Origin of the sequence: Rickettsiella grylli (genome assembly GCF_000168295.1) — a bacterium.
In the GTDB taxonomy this organism is placed as follows: Bacteria; Pseudomonadota; Gammaproteobacteria; order Diplorickettsiales; family Diplorickettsiaceae; genus Aquirickettsiella; species Aquirickettsiella grylli.
In genome coordinates this window covers 1,014,093-1,037,386 of record NZ_AAQJ02000001.1, presented here as the reverse complement: position 1 = coordinate 1,037,386, position 23,294 = coordinate 1,014,093, and the positions used below count along the sequence as shown (strand labels likewise).

The 23,294-nt window shown below is 38.5% G+C and carries 20 protein-coding genes and 2 tRNA genes; 17 read left to right on the top strand and 5 right to left on the bottom strand.

Annotated elements, in window-relative coordinates:
• Positions 1-166: 166 nt before the first annotated feature.
• Positions 167-763 carry a glycerol-3-phosphate 1-O-acyltransferase PlsY gene (gene plsY, locus RICGR_RS04795; protein WP_006035052.1) on the top strand — a complete coding sequence of 199 codons (597 nt, stop codon included), beginning with the start codon at positions 167-169 and terminating at the stop codon, positions 761-763.
• Positions 764-804: 41 nt separating this feature from the next.
• On the opposite strand, the gene tsaD is transcribed toward plsY, so the two are convergent.
• Positions 805-1,863 (bottom strand): tRNA (adenosine(37)-N6)-threonylcarbamoyltransferase complex transferase subunit TsaD, encoded by a 1,059-nt coding sequence (gene tsaD / locus RICGR_RS04790; RefSeq protein WP_006034967.1) that lies wholly within the window; start codon positions 1,861-1,863, stop codon positions 805-807.
• A 61-nt stretch (positions 1,864-1,924) separates the two neighbouring features.
• Between tsaD and rpsU the strand changes: the two genes are divergently transcribed.
• The 8 genes from rpsU to RICGR_RS04750 all read left to right on the top strand — a co-directional run bounded on the left by rpsU (position 1,925) and on the right by RICGR_RS04750 (position 10,397).
• Positions 1,925-2,152, top strand: a complete 228-nt coding sequence (gene rpsU / locus RICGR_RS04785; protein ID WP_006035291.1) for a 30S ribosomal protein S21 — start codon at positions 1,925-1,927, stop codon at positions 2,150-2,152.
• 2 nt (positions 2,153-2,154) lie between these two features.
• A complete protein-coding gene (locus RICGR_RS04780; protein WP_006035889.1) occupies positions 2,155-2,610 on the top strand; it encodes a GatB/YqeY domain-containing protein in 456 nt (151 codons plus the stop codon).
• Between the two features lie 78 nt (positions 2,611-2,688).
• Positions 2,689-4,446: a DNA primase gene (gene dnaG, locus RICGR_RS04775; RefSeq protein WP_006034751.1), complete on the top strand. Its 1,758-nt coding sequence runs from the start codon at positions 2,689-2,691 to the stop codon at positions 4,444-4,446.
• 191 nt (positions 4,447-4,637) lie between these two features.
• Entirely contained in the window at positions 4,638-5,756 is a 1,119-nt protein-coding gene (gene ald / locus RICGR_RS04770; protein WP_006034837.1) for an alanine dehydrogenase, read from the top strand.
• Entirely contained in the window at positions 5,749-7,155 is a 1,407-nt protein-coding gene (locus RICGR_RS04765) for a leucyl aminopeptidase family protein (protein ID WP_006035343.1), read from the top strand. Before ald ends, RICGR_RS04765 begins: the two co-directional genes overlap by 8 nt.
• 295 nt (positions 7,156-7,450) lie before the next feature.
• Positions 7,451-8,734: a DUF1601 domain-containing protein gene (locus RICGR_RS04760; protein ID WP_240992227.1), complete on the top strand. Its 1,284-nt coding sequence runs from the start codon at positions 7,451-7,453 to the stop codon at positions 8,732-8,734.
• Positions 8,667-10,061 (top strand): RAP domain-containing protein, encoded by a 1,395-nt coding sequence (locus tag RICGR_RS04755; protein ID WP_240992226.1) that lies wholly within the window; start codon positions 8,667-8,669, stop codon positions 10,059-10,061. The genes RICGR_RS04760 and RICGR_RS04755 overlap by 68 nt, the downstream gene beginning before the upstream one ends.
• A gap of 93 nt (positions 10,062-10,154) precedes the next feature.
• Positions 10,155-10,397 (top strand): hypothetical protein, encoded by a 243-nt coding sequence (locus RICGR_RS04750; RefSeq protein ID WP_040615180.1) that lies wholly within the window; start codon positions 10,155-10,157, stop codon positions 10,395-10,397.
• Between the two features lie 86 nt (positions 10,398-10,483).
• Here the strand turns inward: RICGR_RS04750 and folD are convergent, their stop codons facing one another.
• Positions 10,484-11,341 (bottom strand): bifunctional methylenetetrahydrofolate dehydrogenase/methenyltetrahydrofolate cyclohydrolase FolD, encoded by an 858-nt coding sequence (gene folD, locus RICGR_RS04745; protein WP_006035727.1) that lies wholly within the window; start codon positions 11,339-11,341, stop codon positions 10,484-10,486.
• Between the two features lie 48 nt (positions 11,342-11,389).
• Between folD and serS the strand changes: the two genes are divergently transcribed.
• The 4 genes from serS to RICGR_RS04725 all read left to right on the top strand — a co-directional run bounded on the left by serS (position 11,390) and on the right by RICGR_RS04725 (position 16,179).
• Positions 11,390-12,664, top strand: a complete 1,275-nt coding sequence (serS, locus tag RICGR_RS04740) for a serine--tRNA ligase (RefSeq protein WP_006034722.1) — start codon at positions 11,390-11,392, stop codon at positions 12,662-12,664.
• A gap of 11 nt (positions 12,665-12,675) precedes the next feature.
• Positions 12,676-14,640 carry an OPT family oligopeptide transporter gene (locus RICGR_RS04735; RefSeq protein ID WP_006035531.1) on the top strand — a complete coding sequence of 655 codons (1,965 nt, stop codon included), beginning with the start codon at positions 12,676-12,678 and terminating at the stop codon, positions 14,638-14,640.
• Positions 14,641-14,760: 120 nt separating this feature from the next.
• Positions 14,761-16,014 (top strand): NRAMP family divalent metal transporter, encoded by a 1,254-nt coding sequence (locus RICGR_RS04730; protein WP_006035964.1) that lies wholly within the window; start codon positions 14,761-14,763, stop codon positions 16,012-16,014.
• 89 nt (positions 16,015-16,103) lie between these two features.
• Positions 16,104-16,179: transfer RNA gene (locus tag RICGR_RS04725), tRNA-Lys, on the top strand.
• 89 nt (positions 16,180-16,268) lie between these two features.
• Here the strand turns inward: RICGR_RS04725 and RICGR_RS08050 are convergent.
• The gene (locus RICGR_RS08050) at positions 16,269-16,391 is read right to left on the bottom strand and encodes a hypothetical protein (protein ID WP_006035489.1); all 123 of its coding nucleotides are present in this window, start codon (positions 16,389-16,391) and stop codon (positions 16,269-16,271) included.
• Between the two features lie 144 nt (positions 16,392-16,535).
• Here RICGR_RS08050 and RICGR_RS04720 point away from each other — a divergent pair, with 144 nt between their 5' ends.
• Both RICGR_RS04720 and RICGR_RS04715 read left to right on the top strand, forming a co-directional pair.
• Entirely contained in the window at positions 16,536-17,870 is a 1,335-nt protein-coding gene (locus RICGR_RS04720) for a glycoside hydrolase (protein ID WP_006035067.1), read from the top strand.
• 218 nt (positions 17,871-18,088) lie between these two features.
• Entirely contained in the window at positions 18,089-18,973 is an 885-nt protein-coding gene (locus RICGR_RS04715) for an aminoglycoside phosphotransferase family protein (RefSeq protein WP_006035670.1), read from the top strand.
• A 163-nt stretch (positions 18,974-19,136) separates the two neighbouring features.
• On the opposite strand, the gene RICGR_RS04710 is transcribed toward RICGR_RS04715, so the two are convergent.
• Together RICGR_RS04710 and fis are read right to left on the bottom strand one after the other, a co-directional pair.
• A tRNA-Met gene (locus RICGR_RS04710) sits at positions 19,137-19,213 on the bottom strand.
• A gap of 238 nt (positions 19,214-19,451) precedes the next feature.
• On the bottom strand, positions 19,452-19,742 hold the full coding sequence (fis, locus tag RICGR_RS04705; protein WP_006035819.1) for a DNA-binding transcriptional regulator Fis: 291 nt from the start codon (positions 19,740-19,742) through the stop codon (positions 19,452-19,454).
• 259 nt (positions 19,743-20,001) lie between these two features.
• On the opposite strand from fis, the gene dsbD reads away from it, so the two are divergent.
• Positions 20,002-21,651, top strand: a complete 1,650-nt coding sequence (gene dsbD, locus RICGR_RS04700) for a protein-disulfide reductase DsbD (RefSeq protein WP_006035158.1) — start codon at positions 20,002-20,004, stop codon at positions 21,649-21,651.
• Between the two features lie 175 nt (positions 21,652-21,826).
• Positions 21,827-23,203, top strand: coding sequence for an ankyrin repeat domain-containing protein (locus RICGR_RS04695; RefSeq protein ID WP_006034657.1), 1,377 nt, complete (start codon positions 21,827-21,829; stop codon positions 23,201-23,203).
• The last annotated feature ends 91 nt before the right edge of the window (positions 23,204-23,294 follow it).

The window sequence follows — 23,294 nt, the reverse complement described above, 5'->3', positions numbered from 1 at the left end:
AATTTTTTATCACAAAAATTATTTATCGTTTATAGTATACCCTGGCAACCGTTCAAGATGCGACTATTTAGAACTTGAAACCTAAAATTAATGATATAGGCGTTTATGTAATGAAAGACGTGCTGAATGGAACCTTCGTGAGGATTGTATTGATAGAGGAAAATTTATGCAATTGCTATTTTTTTTAATGGCTTACTTATTGGGTTCAGTATCCAGTGCGATTATTGTTAGTCGATTTGCAAATCTACCGGATCCTCGTACGCAAGGTTCTAAAAATCCAGGGGCAAGCAATGTCTTAAGGTTGGGTGGAAAAAAATTAGCGGCACTGGTTTTGTTCGGTGATCTTTTGAAAGGATGGATTCCGGTGATGGTCGCTAAGTGGTTAGGTTTATCGTTATCCTCTTTAGCGTGGGTGGCTTTTTTTGCTTTTATCGGTCATCTTTTTCCTGTTTTTTTTGGTTTTCGTGGGGGAAAAGGAGTTGCAACGGCATGGGGTGGATTGTTTGCTGTGGCATGGCCTTTAGGCGTAGTCGGCCTATTAAGCTGGAGCGTTGTACTCATCCTCTTTCGTTATATTTCAGTTGCATCCATGGCGGCTTCACTAGTGACATTTTTTTATGCATTTTACGCGTATTCTTTTTCGGTTTATTTTCCTATCTTTCTCATAACGTTGTTATTAATAGCCGGTCACGCTTCAAATATTAAACGTTTATTTCAAGGAAAAGAACCTCAATTAAACCGACGTGTATTCAATAAAAAATAACGTTACAAACGACCACAAAAACGAGGATAGGCCAATCATCTTTAATCTAATTGGTCGAGAGGATAACGAGCAATCGTTCTTATGATTAAATCATTATCATATTGTCCTAAATTCAAACGTCGATAACCTAAATAAGCAATCATGGCGCCATTATCGGTACAAAAACGAGGTTGTGGATAATAAAGTGAAACATTTTGTTGGGTTGCCAGCGTCTTAAGTGCTTTTCTGAGCTGGGTATTCGCCGCGACACCCCCGGCAACGACTAAACGACCTAAACCCGTTTGATTTAAAGCGCGCGCGGTTTTTGCAACGAGGGTATCCACCACGGCAGATTGAAATTCATAAGCAATATTGGCTTTTGTTTGATCGGTTTTATCGCTATTTTTAAACGTTGTATTCACGAAGGTTTTAAGACCACTAAAACTAAAATGACAATCCGGTCTATTCAGCATCGGTCGTGGAAATTGGTATTGTTTCGATTTCCCTTTTTCAGCGAAAGCCGCAATAGCAGGCCCGCCTGGATAGGCGAGCCCTAATAATTGGGCTGTTTTATCAAATGCTTCACCGGCTGCGTCATCAAGACTTACCCCTAAAATTTTATAGCGGCCAATATGGGTTACCTCCGCTAATAAGGTATGACCGCCTGAAACGAGTAATGCAAGAAACGGAAATTCAGGCATTGGGTCGTCCAACATCGGCGCAAGCAAATGCGCTTCCATGTGATGGACACCTAAGCTTGGAATGCCAAGGGCCCAACCTAAACTACGCCCAAAGGTTGCGCCGACTAAGAGTGCGCCAGCAAGACCAGGGCCTGAACAATAAGCGATCCCATTAATGGCTGAGAGCGAAAGATGAGCAGCAGATAAGGTTTCTTGAAGTAAGGGTAATATTTTGAGTATATGATCACGTGAGGCAAGTTCTGGAACAACCCCCCCATAGCGATTATGAAGCTCAATTTGGCTATATAACGTATGAGCAAGGAGACCTTTTTGGCCATGGTAGAGCGCGATACCCGTTTCGTCGCAAGAGGTCTCAATCCCTAATACACAAGCGATCTTTTGGGGTTGGCAATGAGTTTTTTTTGAATAGAAACTTTGCATTTTTAGAGATTGCTGGTTAGAATTAGCACCTATTTTAACTTTAATTGAGGAAGTGTACTACATGCCTGGCGTAATACTTAAAACCAGCGAAACACTCGAATCAGCAATCCGTCGTTACAAGCGTGCCTGTGAGAAGTCAGGTATTTTCGCTGAAGTGCGACGTCGAGAATACTACGAGAAACCGACTGAGGCACGCAAGCGTCGTTTTGCTGCAGCAGTGAAACGTTGTCGCAAGCGTTTGATGCGTGATAATCCTTGTTTTATCGCTAAAACCAAACGTAAGCACTAAACATGATGATGGCAACGCTCAAACAGCGCATTCAGGAAGATACGAAAACGGCCCTTCGAACGCAGGACAAGCAGCGTCTCAATGTGATGCGGCTTATTTCGGCTGAAATTAAACAAGTTGAAGTGGATGAGCGCATTGAAGTGGATGATAAGCGTATTACACAAATACTGAATAAAATGATTAAGCAACGTCGCGATTCCATTCAACAATTTGGCAAGGCGAAGCGTGATGATTTAGCGGAACAAGAACGTTTGGAAGTCAATGTTATTCAAATGTATTTGCCTGAACCTTTAAGTGAGGCCGATATTGATCGGCTATTATCCGAGTCTATTACCAAAGTAGGCGCTACCTCCGTTAAAGATATGGGAAAGGTCATGGCAGAACTGAAAGAAAGGATTCAAGGTCGTGCGGATATGACGCAGATTAGTAAAAAAATTAAAGCACGTTTGGGGCCTTAGAAAAGTTATCTGCTTTTTTATTTCTGCAAAAGACTTAAGTTTCATTGACTAAAGTCGTCTATTTTCTATCAGGAATATATGTCAATAGCACCTATTCCGCAGGAGTTTATTAATGAACTTTTAGCGCGCGTTGATATCGTGCAGCTGATTGATGCGCGCGTTCCATTGCGAAAAAAAGGGAAAAATTATATTGCCTGTTGTCCTTTTCATTCCGAAAAAACCCCTTCCTTTACAGTGACTCCCGAAAAACAATTTTATTATTGCTTTGGTTGCGCTATCAGTGGAAATGCGTTCAATTTTTTAATGGATTATGAAAAACTCAGTTTCCTCGAGGCGGTAAGCATCTTAGCAGAATCGTTGGGTATGGAAATTCCACACGCTGCAAAACAGCAAGAAGTTTATAAGGACTCCGCTAATCTTTATACGCTATTAGAAGAAGTTGCTCAGTTTTATGCGAACGAACGCCAACAAAATAAAACGGTACGTTATTATCTAAAGCAAAGAAATCTTTCTGACGAGATAATGACACAGTTCCGTTTAGGTTATGCCCCTTTGGGTTGGGATACCTTATTGAAAGCCTTTAAAAAGGAGACAGAACGTTTATTGACGGTCGGTTTATTAATCAAAAAATCCAAAGGTCAAGGTTATTATGATCGTTTTCGTGACAGAGTATTATTCCCTATTCGTGATAGAAAGGGACGTGTTATTGGATTTGGTGGTCGCACAGTCACTCAAGGGGAACCCAAGTATTTAAATTCACCGGAAACATTGCTTTTTCATAAAGGGAAAGAACTGTATGGCCTTTATGAGGTCTTTCAGCATAATCGCCATGTTGAACGTATTCTGGTGGTAGAAGGCTATATGGATGTTTTAGCCTTATTTCAAGCAGGGTTTCCTTTTGCGGTCGCGACGTTAGGGACAGCAATGAGTCGCGATCAACTCAGTCGACTCATGAGTCATACGCAAGAAATAATTTTTTGCTTTGATGGCGATTCTGCGGGTAAGAAGGCAGCGTGGCGTGTACTCGAGCAAAGTTTAGCGTTGTTAACCGACGGTTATATATTCCGTTTTTTATGCTTACCCCATGGAGAAGATCCGGATTCTTTTATACAAAAAAAAGGAGCGGATGAATTTATGACTTTTATGGAACAGGCACAGTCTCTCACCGAATTTTTGTTTAGCGGATTGTTAGCGCAAGTGGATATTACTCAATTAGAAGGTAAAGCGCGTTTAGCGAAATTAGCAGTTCCACTGATTGAAAAAGTGACGCAAGGCATTATGCAATATAAATTATTTGAGCAATTAGCGCGTTTAGTGAATATCGATGTGATGACACTGAAAAAAATAACCACGCATACCACCAATCACCCTCTTAAAACAATGCAAAAAAAAATAAATCCAGTCAGTAAAGTCAATCGTTTTTCTCCGATGCGTTTGGCCATTGCGCTATTAATACAATTCCCACACATTGCTCAATCACTTTCTGATAAACAATGTCAAATCTTAAATACATTAAAATTACCCGGCAGTGATTTATTGGTTCAATTATTTTCGGTTATCAAACAACAACCCGAATTAACCAGTGCAATGCTCCTTGAATATTGGCGAGACGATGAAGTCCATTACAAAATTCTTAAACAACTGATGGGCTATTCGATCACAATTCCGAAATCAGGTGTACAAGCAGAATTTGATGATTTACTCAAATTTTTAAAGAAATCCGTTATAGAAAACCAAATTGATAATTTATTACAACAAGGAAAACAAACGGGGTTAAACGTACAGGAAAAAAAACAATTATATCACTTAATGTTGACAACCCTTCATGAGCGCTAATTAACGGGATTAAAACAATTTTTTGAGCAGTTCATGAACCATTCAACGTTTTTTATAGCATTTAAAAAACAAGAATGGACTTTTTAAAAAATCTGTGTATTTTGTGTGATGTTCTTTCCTCTTTTTAAAGATAATAGCCAAAAGTAACACAAGGAATGGATATAAACTAAACCGGTTAATAGGGAGTGGATATGCGTATTGGTGTTCCTAAAGAGATTAAGAATCATGAATATCGCGTCGCGATTGTACCTTCTATTGTTCGCGAGTTGACTGCACAAAATCATCGCGTGTTTCTTGAAACAAAAGCTGGAAATGGCGTTGGTATTGATGATAACGATTATCAAGAAGCGGGTGCCGTTATCGTTAATACGGCACAAGAAGTCTTTGGAGAAAGTGATCTTATTCTGAAGGTTAAAGAACCGCAACCTCAGGAATGTGCTTATTTAAATGAAAAAAAAACCTTATTTACGTTTTTACATTTGGCCGCAGATAGGAAGCAAACAGAATTATTATTGGCATCCAAGTGTACAGCGATTGCGTATGAAACAGTAACAGATGCGCAAGGAGGTTTACCGTTATTAACACCGATGAGTGTCGTTGCAGGCCGAATGTCGATACAAGCGGGTACTCATTGTCTAGAAAAGGCACAGCGTGGAAGAGGTATTTTATTATCGGGTGTTCCTGGTGTTGCTTCGGCCAGCGTTGTTGTTTTAGGAGGTGGCGTTGTGGGAAGTAATGCCATCCGTATGGCGTTAGGTTTAGAAGCCCAAGTCACGGTATTGGATAAGTCTGCAATGAAGTTAAGAGAACTCGATCTTCACTTTGGAGGTCAACTCAATACTGTTTTTTCAACACAAGATGCCATCGAAAAATATGTACCGCTGGCCGATTTATTAATCGGAGCCGTTTTAGTGCCGGGTGCCGAAGCCCCTAAAATAGTGACACGAGAATTATTAAAAAAAATGCGTCCAGGTTCTGTGGTTGTCGATGTATCTATTGATCAAGGCGGATGTTTTGCGACGAGTCGGCCGACAACGCACACTCATCCGACCTATTACGTTGATGATATTGTTCATTATTGCGTGAGTAATATGCCGGGGGCTGTACCGCGTACGTCGACGTTTGCGTTGACACATGCCACATTACCTTACATTTTAACGTTGGCGAATAAAGGGATTGATAGAGCACTGACTGAAGATGTTTATTTAAGAAATGGGTTGAATATTTCACAGGGAAGAATTACACATCAAGCGATTGCGCATGGGTTTGATAAACCTTATGTTTCTGCGGGAGAAATCTTAAGTGCTTAATTGTTTTGTTCACGAGTCATCACAATCGATTCCTATTTATGCTATTTTAGCTGAGCAATGGTCAACGTGGCTGACCAAGCAGTCCACGTTGACACAAGACTGGTTACACAATATTAATTTTATTCCGTATTCAGGAAATTATAGCTTTATTCCTAATGGAACAGGTGAATTGCACCATGTTTTATTGGTCACTCAGGATGAAACTGATTTTTGGACATTTGGCGTGCTACCCAGTGTGTTACCTGGAGGACATTATCATATTGAGGGAATAGATGGCACCCAATTACTGCAAATTGCTTTGGTGTGGGGTTTGGGGGCATATGAATTTACGCGTTATAAACCATCGATTCGACCGGTCGCACAGCTCCTTATTCCAACCCAGAAATTTCCTTCATTAAAGATAAAACTGGAGGCGATTTATCGGGTTCGTGATTTGATTAATACACCTGCTGATGATATGACGCCGGTTGAATTGGCCGAAAATGTATTTGAGATTGGAAAAAACTATCAAGCAGCAGTCACACAAATCGTTGGTGACGATCTATTAACAGCGAATTACCCCGCAATTTATACAGTGGGCAAGGCGAGTTGTCATGAACCTCGTTTGATTGATTTACGATGGGGGGATAACCAACATCCTAAAATTACACTGGTTGGGAAGGGTGTGTGTTTTGATTCAGGGGGATATAATTTAAAGTCTTCAAGCGCGATGTTAGCCATGAAAAAGGATATGGGTGGGGCGGCCAATGCGATGGGTTTAGCTGAAATGATCATGGCTTATCAGTTGCCGGTGCGGTTACGGTTATTAATTCCTGCGGTAGAAAATATGATTTCAGGAGGTGCCTATAAACCTGGCGATATTATCCAAACACGACATGGTCTAGCCGTTGAAGTGGGAAACACAGATGCTGAAGGTCGTCTTATTTTAGCGGATGCGTTATGTGAGGCGGATAGTGAAAGCCCAGAACTGTTGATTGATTTTGCGACGCTAACCGGCGCAGCTCGAAGCGCCGTCGGAACAGAAATAAGTGCTTTTTTTACTGATCATGAACAATTAGCCCAGGATATTATCCGACATAGTCAACACGAGCAAGATCCCGTATGGCGTTTACCGTTGTATAAACCGTATCAAAAATTACTGGAGAGTAAGTTTGCACATTTAAATAATTGTGGCGCATCCCCTTTTGCAGGTGCTATTACTGCCGCATTGTTTTTACGTAGTTTTATTAGTGAAGAGACAACGTGGTTACATTTTGATTTTAATGCTTACAATGTTAATACTAGACCAGGCCGACCGGAAGGTGGAGAAGCCATGGCGATATTAGCCGTATTTAGTTATTTATTAGAAAGATATCCTTTTCAAACGAAACAACTACCTCATAAAAACAAAGTTATTTAATGACTATTGAATTATTAGAAGCAAAGCTAAATATTTTTGCTTTTTCTACATTTGATTCAGAATATGGATCAGTAATACCTAAATTGACCATTGGTTTATGCAGAGGCATGATGATCGCTCTCGCACATAACGCTTAAATTTTTTATACTAAAAAATTATTATTGATGCAGTTACTTAGTATTAAAAAATTAAATTAAAGCTTAGAGTAGGTAGTAAAGGTTTAAAAAATGAATTAAAATTTAGATATAAAACAAATTGAAAAATTTATTTTAAAAACCATACAAAATAAAATAATATGAATAATATAAGGATTAATAGAAAAATTCAACAATTGCAAACTACGAATAGTTTGTTTAAGCTTTTTTACGAGGAAGAAGCTCAGTTTGATTCAGTTAACTTATCCACACTGCTTAATAAACTCAGCAAAATCATTTTCTGGAAATGTTTCTCTCCTTGCGAAAAAAAGATTTTAAAAATTGTTTCTTTAATTCCACTCTATGATTTTGCTCCTCAGGGAATTGCTAATATATTAAATGCTTTTTCTAAATGGCCAATTTCCATACACAAAACCTCCTATGCAGAAGCAATTAAGCATTTAATACAAAAAATTCCTTATCGAGCTCATGAGTTTAACCCACAGGAGATTGCAAATACACTCAACTCCCTAAACAAATGGCCGGAGTGCCTGAAAGAAGCTTCCTCCCAAAAAGCGATAGATGCACTTGTTAATTGCATTCCTGAAAAAGCCCATGGTTTTAATACGCAGGAAATTGCAAATACACTCAACTCTCTCAGCAAATGGCCCGAGTGCGTGAAGGAAGATTTCTACCAAAAAGCGATGGATGCGCTTGTTAATTGCATTCCTGAAAAATCGCATGGTTTTAATACACAGGATATTTCGAATACACTCAACGCATTGAGTAAGTGGCCTCAATGGATGAAGCGAGTCTCTTACCAAAAAGCGATGGATGCGCTTGTTAGCTGCATTCCCGAGAAAGCCTGTGATTTTAAGGCACAGCATATTTCGAATACACTCAACGCATTGAGTAAGTGGCCTCAATGGATGCAGCAAGCTTCTTACCAAAAAGCGATGGATGCACTTGTTGATTGCATTCCCGAAAGAGCGCATGACTTTAATCCACAGGGTATTGCGAGTACGCTTAATGCATTAAGCAAGTGGTCTTCTGATCGCTTGACGGAGAGAGTCTTTTACGTAAAAGCGAGGGATGTACTCGTTAGCCGCATTTCTCAAAAAGCTCATATCTTTAAGGCGCGGGAGATTTCGAATACACTCAATGCACTAAGCAAGTGGCCTGAACGCACGAGGGGAGTTTTTTACCTTAATGCGATTGATGCGCTTATTGACTGCATTCCTGAAAAAAGCCATGACTTTAATGCGCAGGAGATTGCAAATACACTCAACTCCCTCAGCAAATGGCCTGAGTGCATGAAGAAATCCGTTTACTCAAAAGCGATAGACATGGTCGTTGAGTGCATTCCCGAAAGAGCGTGTGACTTTAAGGCACAGGATATTTCGAAATACACTCAACGCATTGAGCAAATGGCCCCAATGTATTAAAAAAGCCTCTTATCTGAAAGTGATGGATGTGCTTGTTAGCTGTATTCCCGAGAAAGCGCATGATTTTAATACGCAGGAGATTTCGAATACACTCAATGCACTAAGCAAGTGGCCTGAACGCACGAGGGGAGTTTTTTACCTTAATGCGATTGATGCGCTTATTGACTGCATTCCTGAAAAAAGCCATGACTTTAATGCACAGGAGATTGCAAATACACTCAATGCACTCAGTAAGTGGCCTAGGTCCATGAAGCGAGTCTTTTACTCAAAAGCGATAGACATGCTCGTTGAGGGCATTCCCGAAAGAGCCGATGACTTTAATGCACAGAATATTTCGAATACACTCAACGCATTAAGCAAGTGGCCTAATCGGATAAAGGAAATGTCTTACTTAAAAGCGATAAACGCGCTCGTTGACTGTATTCCTGAAAGAGCGAATACGTTTGATTTGCAAAATATTGCGAACATACTCAACGCATTCACCAAGTGGTCTGAGTGCATGAAGAAATCCGTTTACTCAAAAGCGATAGACATCCTCGTTGAGGGCATTCCTGAAAGAGCCGATGACTTTAATGCACAGATTATTGTTAGTCTAGCCTTAACAGGTTGTCTATTCCAACTCGCGGATTCTTCAAATTTTTTATTAATTAAGATGAGAGAAATAATTAAAAATAATGAAAAAATTATTCTAAAAGAATTAGATCCGATAATCGCTAAACAATTTTGTCAAATTCATCGATATCAACCTGATCTCATGACAGACGAACTTGAAACAGTTATTAAAAGCGATCGATTTAAGCTCAAATTTAAATCTGAAAAAACAATTCAGTCTAAGCTACAGCAAAGCATATTTCAGCAGCTAATTGTTTCTTTCCCAAAAACTGAATTTATAAATGAGTATTTTATAGATTTTACACGGGTTGATATTGCTTGTCCCAAAGAAAAAATTCTCATACAAGTCAATGGTCCGGATCATTATGTAGGTAAGATTCTGAATCTATCGAGTCAATTTAATAAGCACCTTTTTGAGAAACTAGGTTGGTCTGTAGTTATTATTCCGTATTTTGACTGGGATGAACTTTCTCATAACAAGGATAAACAAATATACCTCGAGAAAAAGGTCTCCTCATTATTAAAATGGCCGCTTGAAGAAAATCGTAGAGGAGTTATTCCGTGTGAAAATGTTAACGTTTCCGATTTCTCATCTGTTCATTATGAAAACAAAAAAGAAAAAGCTTTAGGTTTATTTAAAAGGAAAAAACAAGTAAGACTTCAAAAAAAGATAGGAAATATAGATAATTATAAACCTCTGGTTTCACAAGTATAGGAAAATATACTCCAAAATAGACCTCTATTAAAACAAGTTAGACCCGATGAACTTGAAGCAGCTTATGATGTTTTCAAAGGATTCTATCAAGATTTGTCTAGACAAATAAGTTTAAAGATTCTTAAAAAGATAACGCGTAAAGGATTGGATGAAGCCATCTACTTAAAAAAAGTTGAATTAGTTTCATCCAAAACACTCTTTTATTTTTTTCAATGCAAACCCTTCCGTTATGGAATACGTCTTAATGCAGAAATTTATCCAGAGTTAGCCTTTACAGAAAGAAAACTGAAAGAAACATTATACCAAGCTTGCGCATTAACCAAAAAAGCGCAATAGATTTTTAATGATAAAAAAGCTTTTTTGTTACAGAATATTTTTTGATCCTATAAACTTTATCCCATAACCAATTTGATAGTTAGTGATTACTCGATATCCTGACACTCAGCAGCAAATAAAGTATTTTCTAATAACATAGCCACCGTCATAGGGCCCACGCCGCCCGGTACAGGAGTAATATAACCCGCAATTTCTTTAGCACTGGAAAATTCGATATCACCATGCAGTTTTCCACTGGGTGTGCGTGTGATTCCGATATCAATCACAATAGCATCGGGTTTGATCCAAGGGCTTTGAATAATGCCTGCTTTACCTATAGCACTAACTAACACATCGGCTTGTCGGATATGAGTGTGTAAATTACGAGTGGCACTGTGACATAGTGTGATGGTACAACCTGCATTTAAGAGCTCTAAGGCCAAGGGTTTACCTACGATATTTGAAGTGCCGACAATAACAGCATTTAAACCTTTTAGTTGAATTTTTTCATAAGCCAATAAACGCATTACGCCATAAGGAGTACAAGGCCGTAAAAAAGGGCGGCCTTGTGCTAAAAGACCTAAGTTGGTTGGATGAAAACCATCGACATCTTTGCGTGGATCGATACTGTCTAGGATATGTCCGGTATTCATCGAGAGAGGAAGCGGCAGTTGAATGAGTATGCCATGCACTTTCTGATCAGAATTTAAGCGTTTAATTAAATTAAGTAGCGCGAGTTCAGTGGTATGCTGTGGCAGATCATAGGCAAAGGAATTCATCCCTATGTCTCGGCAAGCATCCCGCTTGTTACGCACATAGATTTGCGAAGCCGGATCTTCACCCACCAAAACGACGGCTAAACCAGGCGTTACAAGGTTTTGATTACGTCGCTGTTCAAGTCGTTGTTTTAACGCAAGACGTGTTTCTTGAGCAATCGCTTTGCCATCAATGATAATTGCAGTCATAATTACTTTTTAGCTTACCGTTTTAAAAAAGAGCAATCTAGGCATTATATGTTAGATCCAAAATATTTACGTCATGATATTCAAATAGAAGAAATCGCGAAACAACTGGCGAATCGTGGTTATCAACTCGATACACGCTTGATAACGCGTTTAGAAGCTCAACGCAAAAAATTACAATCTGAAACTGAAAGCTTGCAAAACACCAGCAATCGCAGTGCAAAAGCCATAGGCTTAGCAAAGTCCAAAGGGGAGTCAATTACTGGTTTACTCGAAGAAGTTGCAGACATAAAAAAACAACGTGAAGTGTGTGAAGGAAAGCTTAAAGACATACTTGAAGAATTGTCGGCTATTTATCTAACGATTCCAAATTTGGCTCATGCATCAGTACCGATAGGGCAAGATGAATCTCAAAACAAGACACAACGTCATTGGGGCAAAGTTCCTCATTTTGATTTTGCAGTAAAAGATCATGTCGCATTAGGTGAAGCAAATGGCTTGATGGATTTTGCCAGTGCCAGCAAAATTGCTGGATCGCGTTTTGTTGTTTTATACGGCCGCTTGGCAAGATTACAACGCGCGCTGATACAGTTTATGTTAGATGTTCATATTAAAGAACATGCCTATCAAGAGGTTTATGTACCTTATATTGCCAATACTGAAAGCTTAATGGGTACCGGTCAATTACCCGGTTTTGCTGAGGACTTATTTAATTTAAAAGGTGAGCAGGGTTTTTATCTTATTCCTACCGCTGAGGTATCGGTCACTAATCTCGCTCGCGATACTATTTTTGCTGCGACGGATTTGCCTAAAAAATATGTTGCACATACCCCTTGTTTTCGTAGCGAAGCAGGTTCTTATGGTAAAGATACACGCGGTATGATCCGTCAACATCAATTTGAAAAGGTAGAACTGATTCGTTTTGTCGAACCTAAAAATTCCTATCACGCTTTAGAAGAATTAACCCAAGAGGCAGAATCAATACTGCAAAAATTGGAATTACCTTACCGTGTGGTTGCTTTGTGTACCGGCGATTTGGGTTTTAGTTCGGCAAAAACGTATGATTTAGAAGTGTGGTTGCCGAGTCAAAATACTTATCGTGAGATTTCATCGTGCAGTCATTTTGAATCTTTTCAAGCGCGTCGTTTAGCAGCGCGTTGGCGTAATCCAGAAACCGATAAAATTGAGTTGATACATACGCTTAATGGTTCAGGTTTAGCGGTGGGACGTGCCTTAGTCGCACTGATGGAAAACTATCAAACGAAAGATGGAAAAATACGGATACCAGAAGTGCTAAAAAATTATATTCAAGATGATTTTATTTAAATTGAATGCTTATGCATGCTGACAACAAACAGCCATCCGGAGTTATTACCTTAAGAGTGATAGTCTTAGGTATTTTTTTAGCGATATTGTTGGCTGCCTCGAGTACTTATTTAGCGTTAAAAGTTGGAATTTTACCTTCAGCATCTATACCTGCAGCCATATTGGCGATGGCAATACTTCGTTTGTTCCACAATGGAAGTATTTTTGAAGCGAATCTGATTCAGACCGCCGCTTCAGCTGGAGAAGCGGTTGCAGGAGGTATCGTATTTATTATTCCAGCATTGGTTATCATTGGTTATTGGAGTTATTTTCCTTATTTCGCTAATTTAGCCATTGCGAGTTTAGGTGGGTTATTAGGTATTTTGTTTTCGATTCCGTTACGTAAAATTTTAATCAATACACCACAACTTTATTTCCCAGAAGCGCGCGCCATATCTGAAGTCTTAAAATTAAGTCAAAAACAAAGCTTCCATATTAATAAAATGCTAGTGGGTACCAGTTTGGGAGCGGGTTTGGAATTCGCGCAAACCGGTTTAAAAATGATTGTGGTAGCCACTGAAAAATGGATGGTATTCGGGCAATCCACAATTATCGGTTTTGGTTTAGGTTTTGCACCCGCTTTAATTGGCGTGGGTTATTTGATTGGTTGGAATGTTGGTCTTAGTTTGTTGTTAGGTGCGTTTATTGCTTGGGGGATAAGTGTACCTTTATTGAGTTATTTTGTTCCGGTGGGCAACACTTTTATGTTAGCAAAAAGCCTAACGATTTACGCGAGCGATATTCATTATATTGGTTTAGGTGCCATGTTAGCGGCGGGATTATGGACGTTATTAAATTTATTACGTCCTTTTTATCTTAGCTTGCGCTTATCACTACAAGGTTTATTCCAGCCGCTAAAAACCTCACTATCTCCTACCGAACAAGACATCCCCTTAAATTATTTACTTGCGGGTTTGAGCTTAGTTATTGTGAGTATTTATTTTTTATTCGATTATTTATTACCTATTCACAGTTTAATGTTTGCATTGCCGCAATTATTTATTATTGGTGCAGTGTTGTATGTGTTAGTGATAGGTTTTGTGTTTGCAGCACTATGTGGTTATTTTTCCGGTTTGGTAGGGGTTACCGCCAGTCCAGGATCGGCCATCGTTATTTCAGGTTTATTATTTATCGCATTAATATTACGTGCATGCTTGTTTTTTAAAGGACATGTATTGTTAAGTTCACAATTACTCGATGCGGCCGCCATGACCATCATTATCGGTGCAGTGGTCGCCGGTGCTGCTTGTATTGCGAATGATAATATTCAAGATCTGAAAGTAGGGCATCTGATTGGTGCAGCGCCATGGCAGCAACAAGTCATGCTAATACTGGGTGTGCTCATAGCGGCGTTAGTTATTCCAGTGGTGATGCAATTACTTTTTAATGTGTATGGACTTGCTAATGTATTGCCGCATGCCGGTATGGATCTCCAACAAAGCTTATCGGCGCCACCTGCCGCTATGATGGCTGGCTTAACAAAAGGCGTATTTAATCATGATCTGCCTTGGAATATGTTAGGTATAGGTGCGGTTATTATGCTGATATTAATTCTTGTGAATGCACTGACTAAAATGGGTATCTCTTTGTTAGGTGTCGGTATGGGAATTTATTTACCCTTAAGTTCTTCCACGTCCTTATTTATCGGAAGTTTATTGGCCTACGCTATTAAATTGCATTTACAAAAAAAGCAGTCGAATGATACGATATCCCATCTCAATGTTCAGCATCAAAATGCCACTTTGTTAAGTTGCGGATTAGTTGCAGGTGCAGCATTAATGGATGTACTGTTAGCTATTCCTTTATCAATCACTGGAAATACCCATTTATTTGCTATTTTTCCTGCAAGTTCAGGAATACTTACAAACGGATTAGGTTTTCTAAGCCTCCTGGTTTTGGCAGCGTGTTTCTATTGGGCTGTTCAAACGAAAAAATAATTTCTTCCAAATAGCTTACAAAAAAGAAGCATTTCGTTATTGATAATGATTATCACTATCATTGATAAAAACTAAAAGTATTGATAAAATGCGAGATTAAATAATAAATAAATGAAATCCATGTCTTTTTCGCCTGTTTTAAAAACCCATCGTACACCCAAAAAATGTTTATTATGGCTCAGTTTATTAGGGCCTGGCTTCGTGGTGATGTTGGCCGATACGGATGCCGGCAGTTTAATTACAGCCGCTCAAAGTGGCGCTGTTTGGGGGTATCGACTACTGGCGTTGCAATTCCTTTTAATGCCTATTCTTTATATTGCCCAGGAATTGACAGTACGTTTAGGGATTACCACCGGCATGGGTCATGGTGAATTAATTAAGCATTATTTTGGTAAAGTGTGGGCGTGGTTATCGGTTACGACGTTAGTTGTTTCTTGCATCGGTGCTATACTCAGCGAATTTAGTGGTTTAGCCGGTGTCGGCGCATTATTTAATATTCCAGCGTGGGAAACGTTATCGCTCGTTGTTACCTTTTTGACGATTGTTGCCTGGACAGGTTCGTATCGTTCAGTCGAACGAGTGGCTATTCTTTTAGGCTTATTTGAATTAATTTTTCTGTGGGTGGCCTGGGATGCTAGGCCGGTAGGACGCGAAATCCTGAGTGGATTAATCCATATTCCGTGGCAGAATAAGTCTTATCTCTATTTGTTGGCGGGAAATATTGGTGCAGTTATTATGCCATGGATGATTTTCTATCAACAATCTGCTGTGTTAGACAAAGGACTGAATGCAAGTCATTTACGAATAGCGCGTTGGGATACTGCCATAGGCGCTATCATTACGCAATTGATCATGGCGTCCCTATTAATAGCGACTGCGGCGACTATCGGTAAAATAAATCCAGAAGCCTCATTGAATACGGTTCAACAAATCAGTCAAGCGATTACGCCCAGTTTAGGTTGTACGGTGGGTCGCGTTTTATTTGCGCTTGGTATGACGGGTGCAGCGCTAGTTGCCAGTATCGTTGTTTCTCTTACTGCAGCATGGGGCTTGGGTGAGGTGATGGGTTTTCGTCGCTCCTTAGAACATCGTCCTAAAGACGCACCTTGGTTTTATGGTATTTATACCTTAATTTTAGTTTTAGGCGGTCTATTAGTGGCTTCCGGTCGCGTAAATTTAGTTCACTTAAGTGTCGGCGTTGAAGTGATGAATGCGTTGTTATTACCTTTTGTATTAGGATTCCTTTACTTATTAGCATTAAGGGCCTTACCCAAAGAAGTTTCTTTAAAACCGCTTTATGCTATTTTAGTTGGAATTATTTTATTAGTGACTTCTTCTTTTGGTTTATTCGGAGGACTTTCAGGAATTTTATAAATTAACGGTAAAAATGTTTTGAATCACCACGAAATTGTTTTTTAGGATTGCTATTCCTGCGTAAATTGTCTACAATCTCCGCTTTCCTTGGGCCGTTAGCTCAGTTGGTAGAGCAGTAGACTTTTAATCTATTGGTCGATGGTTCGATTCCATCACGGCCCACCAGTTAAATCAAAGACTTATACTATTATTTCGTGTCATTCTGAAGGGATTTCTAACGGATACGTGCGTATATCTTTTAAATATTAATCCTCTCAGTGTAATAAATCTTGATCAGAAAGCCCTAGAAGATCTTTAATAGCGCCATACTCATAGCCCCGAGCTAATATCTTCTTAGCAATCTTTAAATCTTCTTCGTACCGCGCGCCCCTCGACATTGAGGGGTCTTTCCACTTAAGGAGTAGATTAGCACATAAAACTTTAACTCTTAAGCGGGTAAAACAAGTACTAGATAATATAAGCGTTTATTTTTATTGTTATTAGTATAATAAACCATTATTTTTTTAAAAATTGAGGTTTATATGACACAAACTATAAAAATTGATTACTTAGAAACACATCAAACGATTGAAGGATTTGGTTGCTTTGGTGGGCGTGAAATACCTTTTTTTCGAGATGAAAAACGTGATGATATCATGAAAGCTTTATTCCAGGACCTACAATTGTCTATGGTGAGAACAGAAGTTCACCCAAATTTTTCAACTAAACCCGGCGAAAGAAATTTCGATATGGACGCTAATTTAAATATTCCTCCCAATGATCCTTACTTCGATAATCCTGATCAAGATGAAGTAGAACGTCGATCCCAGCTTTGGGTGTTAAAAAATGTCAAAAAACAAAACCCAAATATTAAAATAGTTCCTAGTGTGTGGAGCCCGCCCTATTATATGAAAACAGCTTTTAAAAAATTATCTAAAAATTATTATACAGAATTTGCAAATTTTTTAGCTGATTATATTGAAGCCTATGAAGAAGCAGGGCTTTCCATTTTTGCCATGTCTCCCCAAAATGAGCCAGAAAACATCATCTCTCCGTGGGACGTTTGTCTTTGGCTGCCTTCTGATACGGCTTCCTTTGTCGAAAAACAGATGAACCCCATTTTTAAGCAACGCAATTTAGAGACAAAAATCATGGTAGGAGAATCAGCGCATTGGGGATTCAATAGCATCATGCTCAATTTAGTTTCTTGGTTTATGAAAGATAAAAAAAATATTGATATCTTGGCGAGTCATGCTTATTCAATACCCAACCTTAAAGGTAAGGTCAGTTACGATACCAACCCACTTGGCCAATTACCCTTGGATTATCAATCTGCTTGGATTACTGAATCTTGTGCGACCACATCGTTCGATCCCAGTATGGAATTAGGTATGCAAGCCGCTATTTGTATTCATAAATTTTTAGCAGTTAAAAACGTTAATGCCTTTATTTTTTGGTTAGGCATGATTAGAGGTAAAAATAATGAAGCGTTGATTTCTTCAGATGGTGTAGGCAATTATCAATTAACCAAAATATATGATGTTTTAGGTAATTATTCAAGATATATTAAAGAGGGTTATTATCGCCTCACCACGAATAGCCCACAGCTTGCTTCTACGCTTTATGTCTCTGCTTTTAAGGCTGAGAGTGAAAAATTAACAATTATAACAATTAACGAAAGCGATAATGAGGTGCCTATTTCTATTCAACTAGAGCAAGCTCCACCATCGATACAAACATTAATTCCTTATAGAACTCCTGAGGAAATAGGATTACGTTGGCAAGAGGAAGAAGCCATCCATATTATAGAGGGATCATTCAGAACAACGTTGTTCCCTCGTTCAGTGACAACATTCACGTCATTCAATACTGCATAGAACAGAAGAGAATAATATCTATAAGCTTACAAAAATGCAATTCATTTTACCTATGTTGGATCATTAAATGTGAAAGGACTTTAAAAAAGCTAGAGTACCTGGGTAACCCTCCCGTAAAATACCACAACCATTAAATAGAGTTTTTTGGTAAATTACTGACCAGGAGGGTTACCCATGAATGAGTAAAAGGTTAATAAGAAAACCATTATGATAATATAATGCAGCTTCCCAAAGAATTAATCAAAAATATCCTGAGTATCTATGGGCCGATAGGTAGAGAGTGGTTAGACAGTTTACCTCACTTATTGTCTCAGTATGCCAAAAAATGGCAGTTGATCATTAAAGATTGTTTTAATAACGCCAGTTTTAATGTTGTTGCTGAAGTGATTTTGGATAATGGGCATTCTGCTATTTTAAAATGTGGTGTTCCTAGCAAAGAATTTATAAATGAAGTAGCGGCTCTTCAGCACTTTAGTGGTAGAGGGTCTGTCAAATTACTGGATGCAGAAGTGGGTGTTGGTGTTATGTTACTGGAAAGGCTAATACCTGGTACTTTGCTAGAAGAAATTTTTGATGAAACACAAAGAATAGTAGCCAGCGTAGAACTCATACAGAAACTACATAGACCTTGCCAAGAGACTACACAATTTCCTAGCTTAGCTGATTGGTTTCAGGGGTTTCAGCGTTTTTATCACTATTTTCAAGGTGAAACAGGCCCTTTCCCGAAATCTTTGATTGAACGTGCTGATGCGATTAACCAAGAATTATTAGCCTCGATGGAATCTCCGGTATTACTACACGGGGATTTGCATTACGGCAATATTTTATTATCAGATAAATATTGTTGGTTAGCGATTGATCCCAAAGGCGTGATAGGTGAACGTGAGTATGAAATTCCTTTTCCTCGTTTGAAAGATGAAGTGAATGAAAAGCTTATTAAACGCCGATTAGATCAATTTATAGAGATTTCTGGATTTGATAGGTCACGTGTGTTGGGTTGGGCCTTTTGCAAAGCGGCATTAGCAGCCTGGTGGTCATTTGAAGATCAGGGTGAAATTTGCCAATCTTTTCTACAGTGTGCTGAAATAATATCAACGTTTTAAAAAATAAATTTATCTCTGAGCCTGTAAATAAAATTATGTAAGTGCTTCATAAGCTATCGCTTTCAAGCGATGCTATCGAATTAGAGGGTAGATTCCCCTAAAACAACGTCCTTACACAAAACGGTTTACAGGCCCCTAAGTCTTTGAATGAAGATCATGATGGTGGTGGCTATGGGTGGGCTCGAACCACCGACCCTAGCATTATGAATGCTATGCTCTAACCAACTGAGCTACATAGCCACAAGGTCGCCTATTGTGCTAAAGCAGTACTGAGTCTGTCAAGTGACAAAAATTAAAAAGGTTTAATTTTTATTTTTTAAGCGCTCCTATTGAAATAATATAATTTGAATTTTCTTGGAATGAACAGCTACCCGTCCTGGAGGAAAAAACATCCAGCTAAATTCGCGTGTTTTTAAAGAGATTATTTTTTATTGTTGTTATTTTTTTTTATAGCAAAAATAATTGACTGATCTATGGTCTAGGCAAGATCGCATTGTTTTAGTTTTTTTCGTAAAGTACCTCTGCTGATACCGAGCAATTTAGCGGCTTTGGTTTGGTTCCCACGTGTTTGACGTAATACGACTTCTAATAAAGGGGATTCAACCTCCGCTAAAACGAGACCATAAAGATTAGAAGGTGAATTACCATCTAATTGTGAAAAGTAATTTTCTAAAGCCTGTTCAACGTAAGTTTTTAGCGGCTGTTGAGGTGTTCCAGCGCTAGCAACCTGGATAGGTAGAACAGGAAGTTGATCGAGTGCATTTTGCATATAGATTATCCTTTGAGACTTGATTAGGTCAGAGGAACCCCCATAATATAGTAGCGAAGAGGTTGCGACAAGCGTCTTTAAGCGGATTTTTTCAATTTCTTTTACCTTTCAGCAAAATGGGTGACCTCATTTTTCATTGAATAGTTTAGCGTGATTTAGTTTTTTTGGTACTATAGGCGAGGAAAATTGTTTAGGAAAGTGTATTTAATCGTTGTGATGGGGTATTTATACTTCTCTTCATTCATTTAGGAAAGCCATTTTGTTTAATTTTATTAAATGCTTAAAGATATTATTCGGTTTACTGTTGTTTATCGAGCTTCCTGTTTATGCGTCGCCTCACGTATTGCCGGCAGATCAGGTTTTCCACGTTTTTGTAAAGCGTTTAAATAATAAAGCATTAACGGTACATTGGACCATTAAACCTGGATATTATCTTTACCGCAATAAAATTCATTTTAAAAGCACACCTCTACGGATAAAGTCAGTGACTTTCCCCAAAGGACTCAGAAAACATAATCCATTTCTGGGCGACTATGAAATCTATCAAGGGCAGATGAACACCATATTAAATTTTGCGCATCCACTTCCCGACCAAAAACTTCATTTGGAAATCCATTATCAAGGCTGTGCGAAAGCCGGGTTTTGTTATCCCCCCGTGGTAAAACACATCACGTTCAATCATGCTGGAATATTAATGAAGCCCCATCAGTTAAAGAAAACGATGAAAGCGAAGAGTAGGCCTGATTTAAAAAAAACATTAAAAGTAACGAATGAACAAAGTAAAATAGCCCGCTTGTTAGCAAATCATAATATTTTTTGGACGCTACTGAGTTTTTTTGGATTTGGTTTACTCTTATCCTTGACTCCTTGTGTTTTACCTTTAATACCCATCTTATCGGCTATCATTTTGGGTCAAAAAAAATTAACAACAGCAAAAGCATTTAGTCTATCTTTCACGTATGTTTTTGCAATGGCACTGACGTATTCGGTCGCCGGTGTTTTTGCAGGTTTAGCAGGCAGCTATTTGCAAGCCTTTTTACAAAGCCCGGAAGTTATTATTGTCGTTTGTTTACTTTTTGTTTTTCTTGCGTTTTCCTTGTTTGGTTTTTATGAATTACGTTTGCCCACGCGGTGGCATGAAAAACTCGTTCATCTGACCAATCGTCAGCAAGGTGGTAATTACATCGGCGTGAGCTTGATGGGTGCTTTGTCGACACTTGTTATTTCACCTTGTGTGACGGCGCCTTTAGTGGGTGTATTAACATATATAGGCAATACAGGTAATGCACTTTTGGGAGGGCTTGCTTTATTTGTTCTAGGTCTGGGTTCAGGCGTGCCGTTATTAATTATTGGAACGTCAGCAGGGAAGTGGTTACCTCGATCAGGTCCTTGGATGAACGGCATTAAAATCGTTCTCGGTGTATTGATGCTGGGGATGGCAGTATGGTTGCTTGGTCGTGTTATTCCAAGTCATTCACAACCTTTTGGGGGGTTACATCCAGATCAAGTCAGGGTTTTGAAAACGAGTCATTTTCACAGTATTAAAGGGATTCCGGCATTAAAAAAAGCCTTAGAACAAGCAAAAAAACAAAATAAGCCTGTATTGCTCGATTTTTATGCCGATTGGTGTTTATCCTGTAAGGAGATGGAGCGAATCGTATTGACCACACCGCACGTTAAATCATTAATGGCTCAGTTTATCGTGTTAAGGGCCGACGTTACAGCGAATGATGTATCCGATAAAGCGTTAGAACATCGATACCATGTAGTCGCGCCACCGACGTTCCTCTTTTTTACGCCCAATGGACAAGAATTAACGGACTTTAGAATAGTGGGGTATGAAAATAAGCCGTTGTTTGCTAAACATTTAAAACAGGTTTTGGCGATTAAACAAAATTGTTCTCATTAGTTGGATGTATTAATTTTTTTAAATAAAAATTTTAATAAAAATAAAAACTTAAAAACATGATAAAAAAGGACACAAAAGAAAAAGCGAATAAGTTGATTTAAGTATTGATTTTATGCCATTATATTTCTTGCACATTATCTAGCTATTTAAAGAAATTAATGAGAGGGAAATTAAAATGGAAAACAAAACGATCAATAAAACTGGATCATTTAAAGCATTGAATATTAATTTGAATGAAGTCGACGACAAGGGGAATACATTACTACATCTTGCAGCAGCTCAAGGAGACTTAAATAAGTTACGCTATCTAATGACTCATCATGCTCATTTACGTGAAATTAAAAATAAGTTCGGCAGTACGCCTTTGCATTATGCAACATGGCAGGGTCAATTGGAAAGCGTTAAATATTTAGTTGAGCACGGGGCTGATTTAAACACCAAAGACAATTACGATCAAACGCTATTGCATGCAGCGGCGTGGAATGGTTATTTAAAATTAGTGAAATATTTTCGAAGAAAGGGACTTTCATTCGAAGATAAAGATCAAAGTGGGAATACACCCTTACTATCTGCCGCTAAAAATAATCATTTGTCGGTCGTGAAATTGCTTATCTTGGAAAATGCAGATATAGACGTTAGGGATAATAACGGAAATAATATTTTATTTATAGCCGTTGAAAACGGTAACATAGGAATAATCGATTTTCTTGGGCGAAATAAAAAAATAGGGGATTTATCCGTTTTTAGAGACCGTGACAATAATACGCTCCTCCATATCGCGTGTGCAAATGAACATATCAAGCTGGTGAAATACTTGTTATATTTCCATCAAGGTTTTAGTTTAGAAGCTAAAAATGACCATGAAGAGACGCCTCTACATAGCGCTGTATACGCTAATAATATTAAACTCGTTAACTATTTGCTTGAGCAAGGAGCGGATATTAACGCTAAAAATGATGAGGGAGAAACGCCTATAGTGATTGCGACACATAATGAAAATGAAGAACTCGTTAAATCTTTGCTTCAACACGGTGCTCATCTCGAATCAATAAATCATATGGATAATATTCGTGTCCATGAAGTTCGCCTCGATAACCCCGAACAATTAGAACAATACATCGTAAAACAAAAAAACGTTTCGAGTGCTAACTTATCTGAGCCGAACGTGAATCAAGGAAAAGTGAAGCATCTCAAAATGCGTCAACAGGCTTCAAAACCGCAAGAAAACACATCCATGTATGATCCTTTTAATATGCACGGATTAAATGATTCACTGCCTTTGTTGGGAAATACAACAGGATTTTTTCAAAATCACAGTCAAGCGGCGCAAGGTGAGCTTAGTGCGTTTAATTCGAGTTCAATTTCAGAAATGGATGGGGGCATGAATAACTCCACGGGTGCATTGCTTTTAGCACAGGCGTTATTTAAAAAACCAGGAAAAAATAAAAATACGTACACCAATAAAAATGAAAGATACGAACAGGAAGAACGAATCATTGAGGGGCTTAATACGTTTGATGCAAATAACTTAACGACGACGAATAGACCATAAAAAACGTCGTTTAAATTTTAGAATGATACAATTGTAAGGTAATATAGTTTTAATGTGCACATCGAAATAGAGACTATCTATTGCTATATTG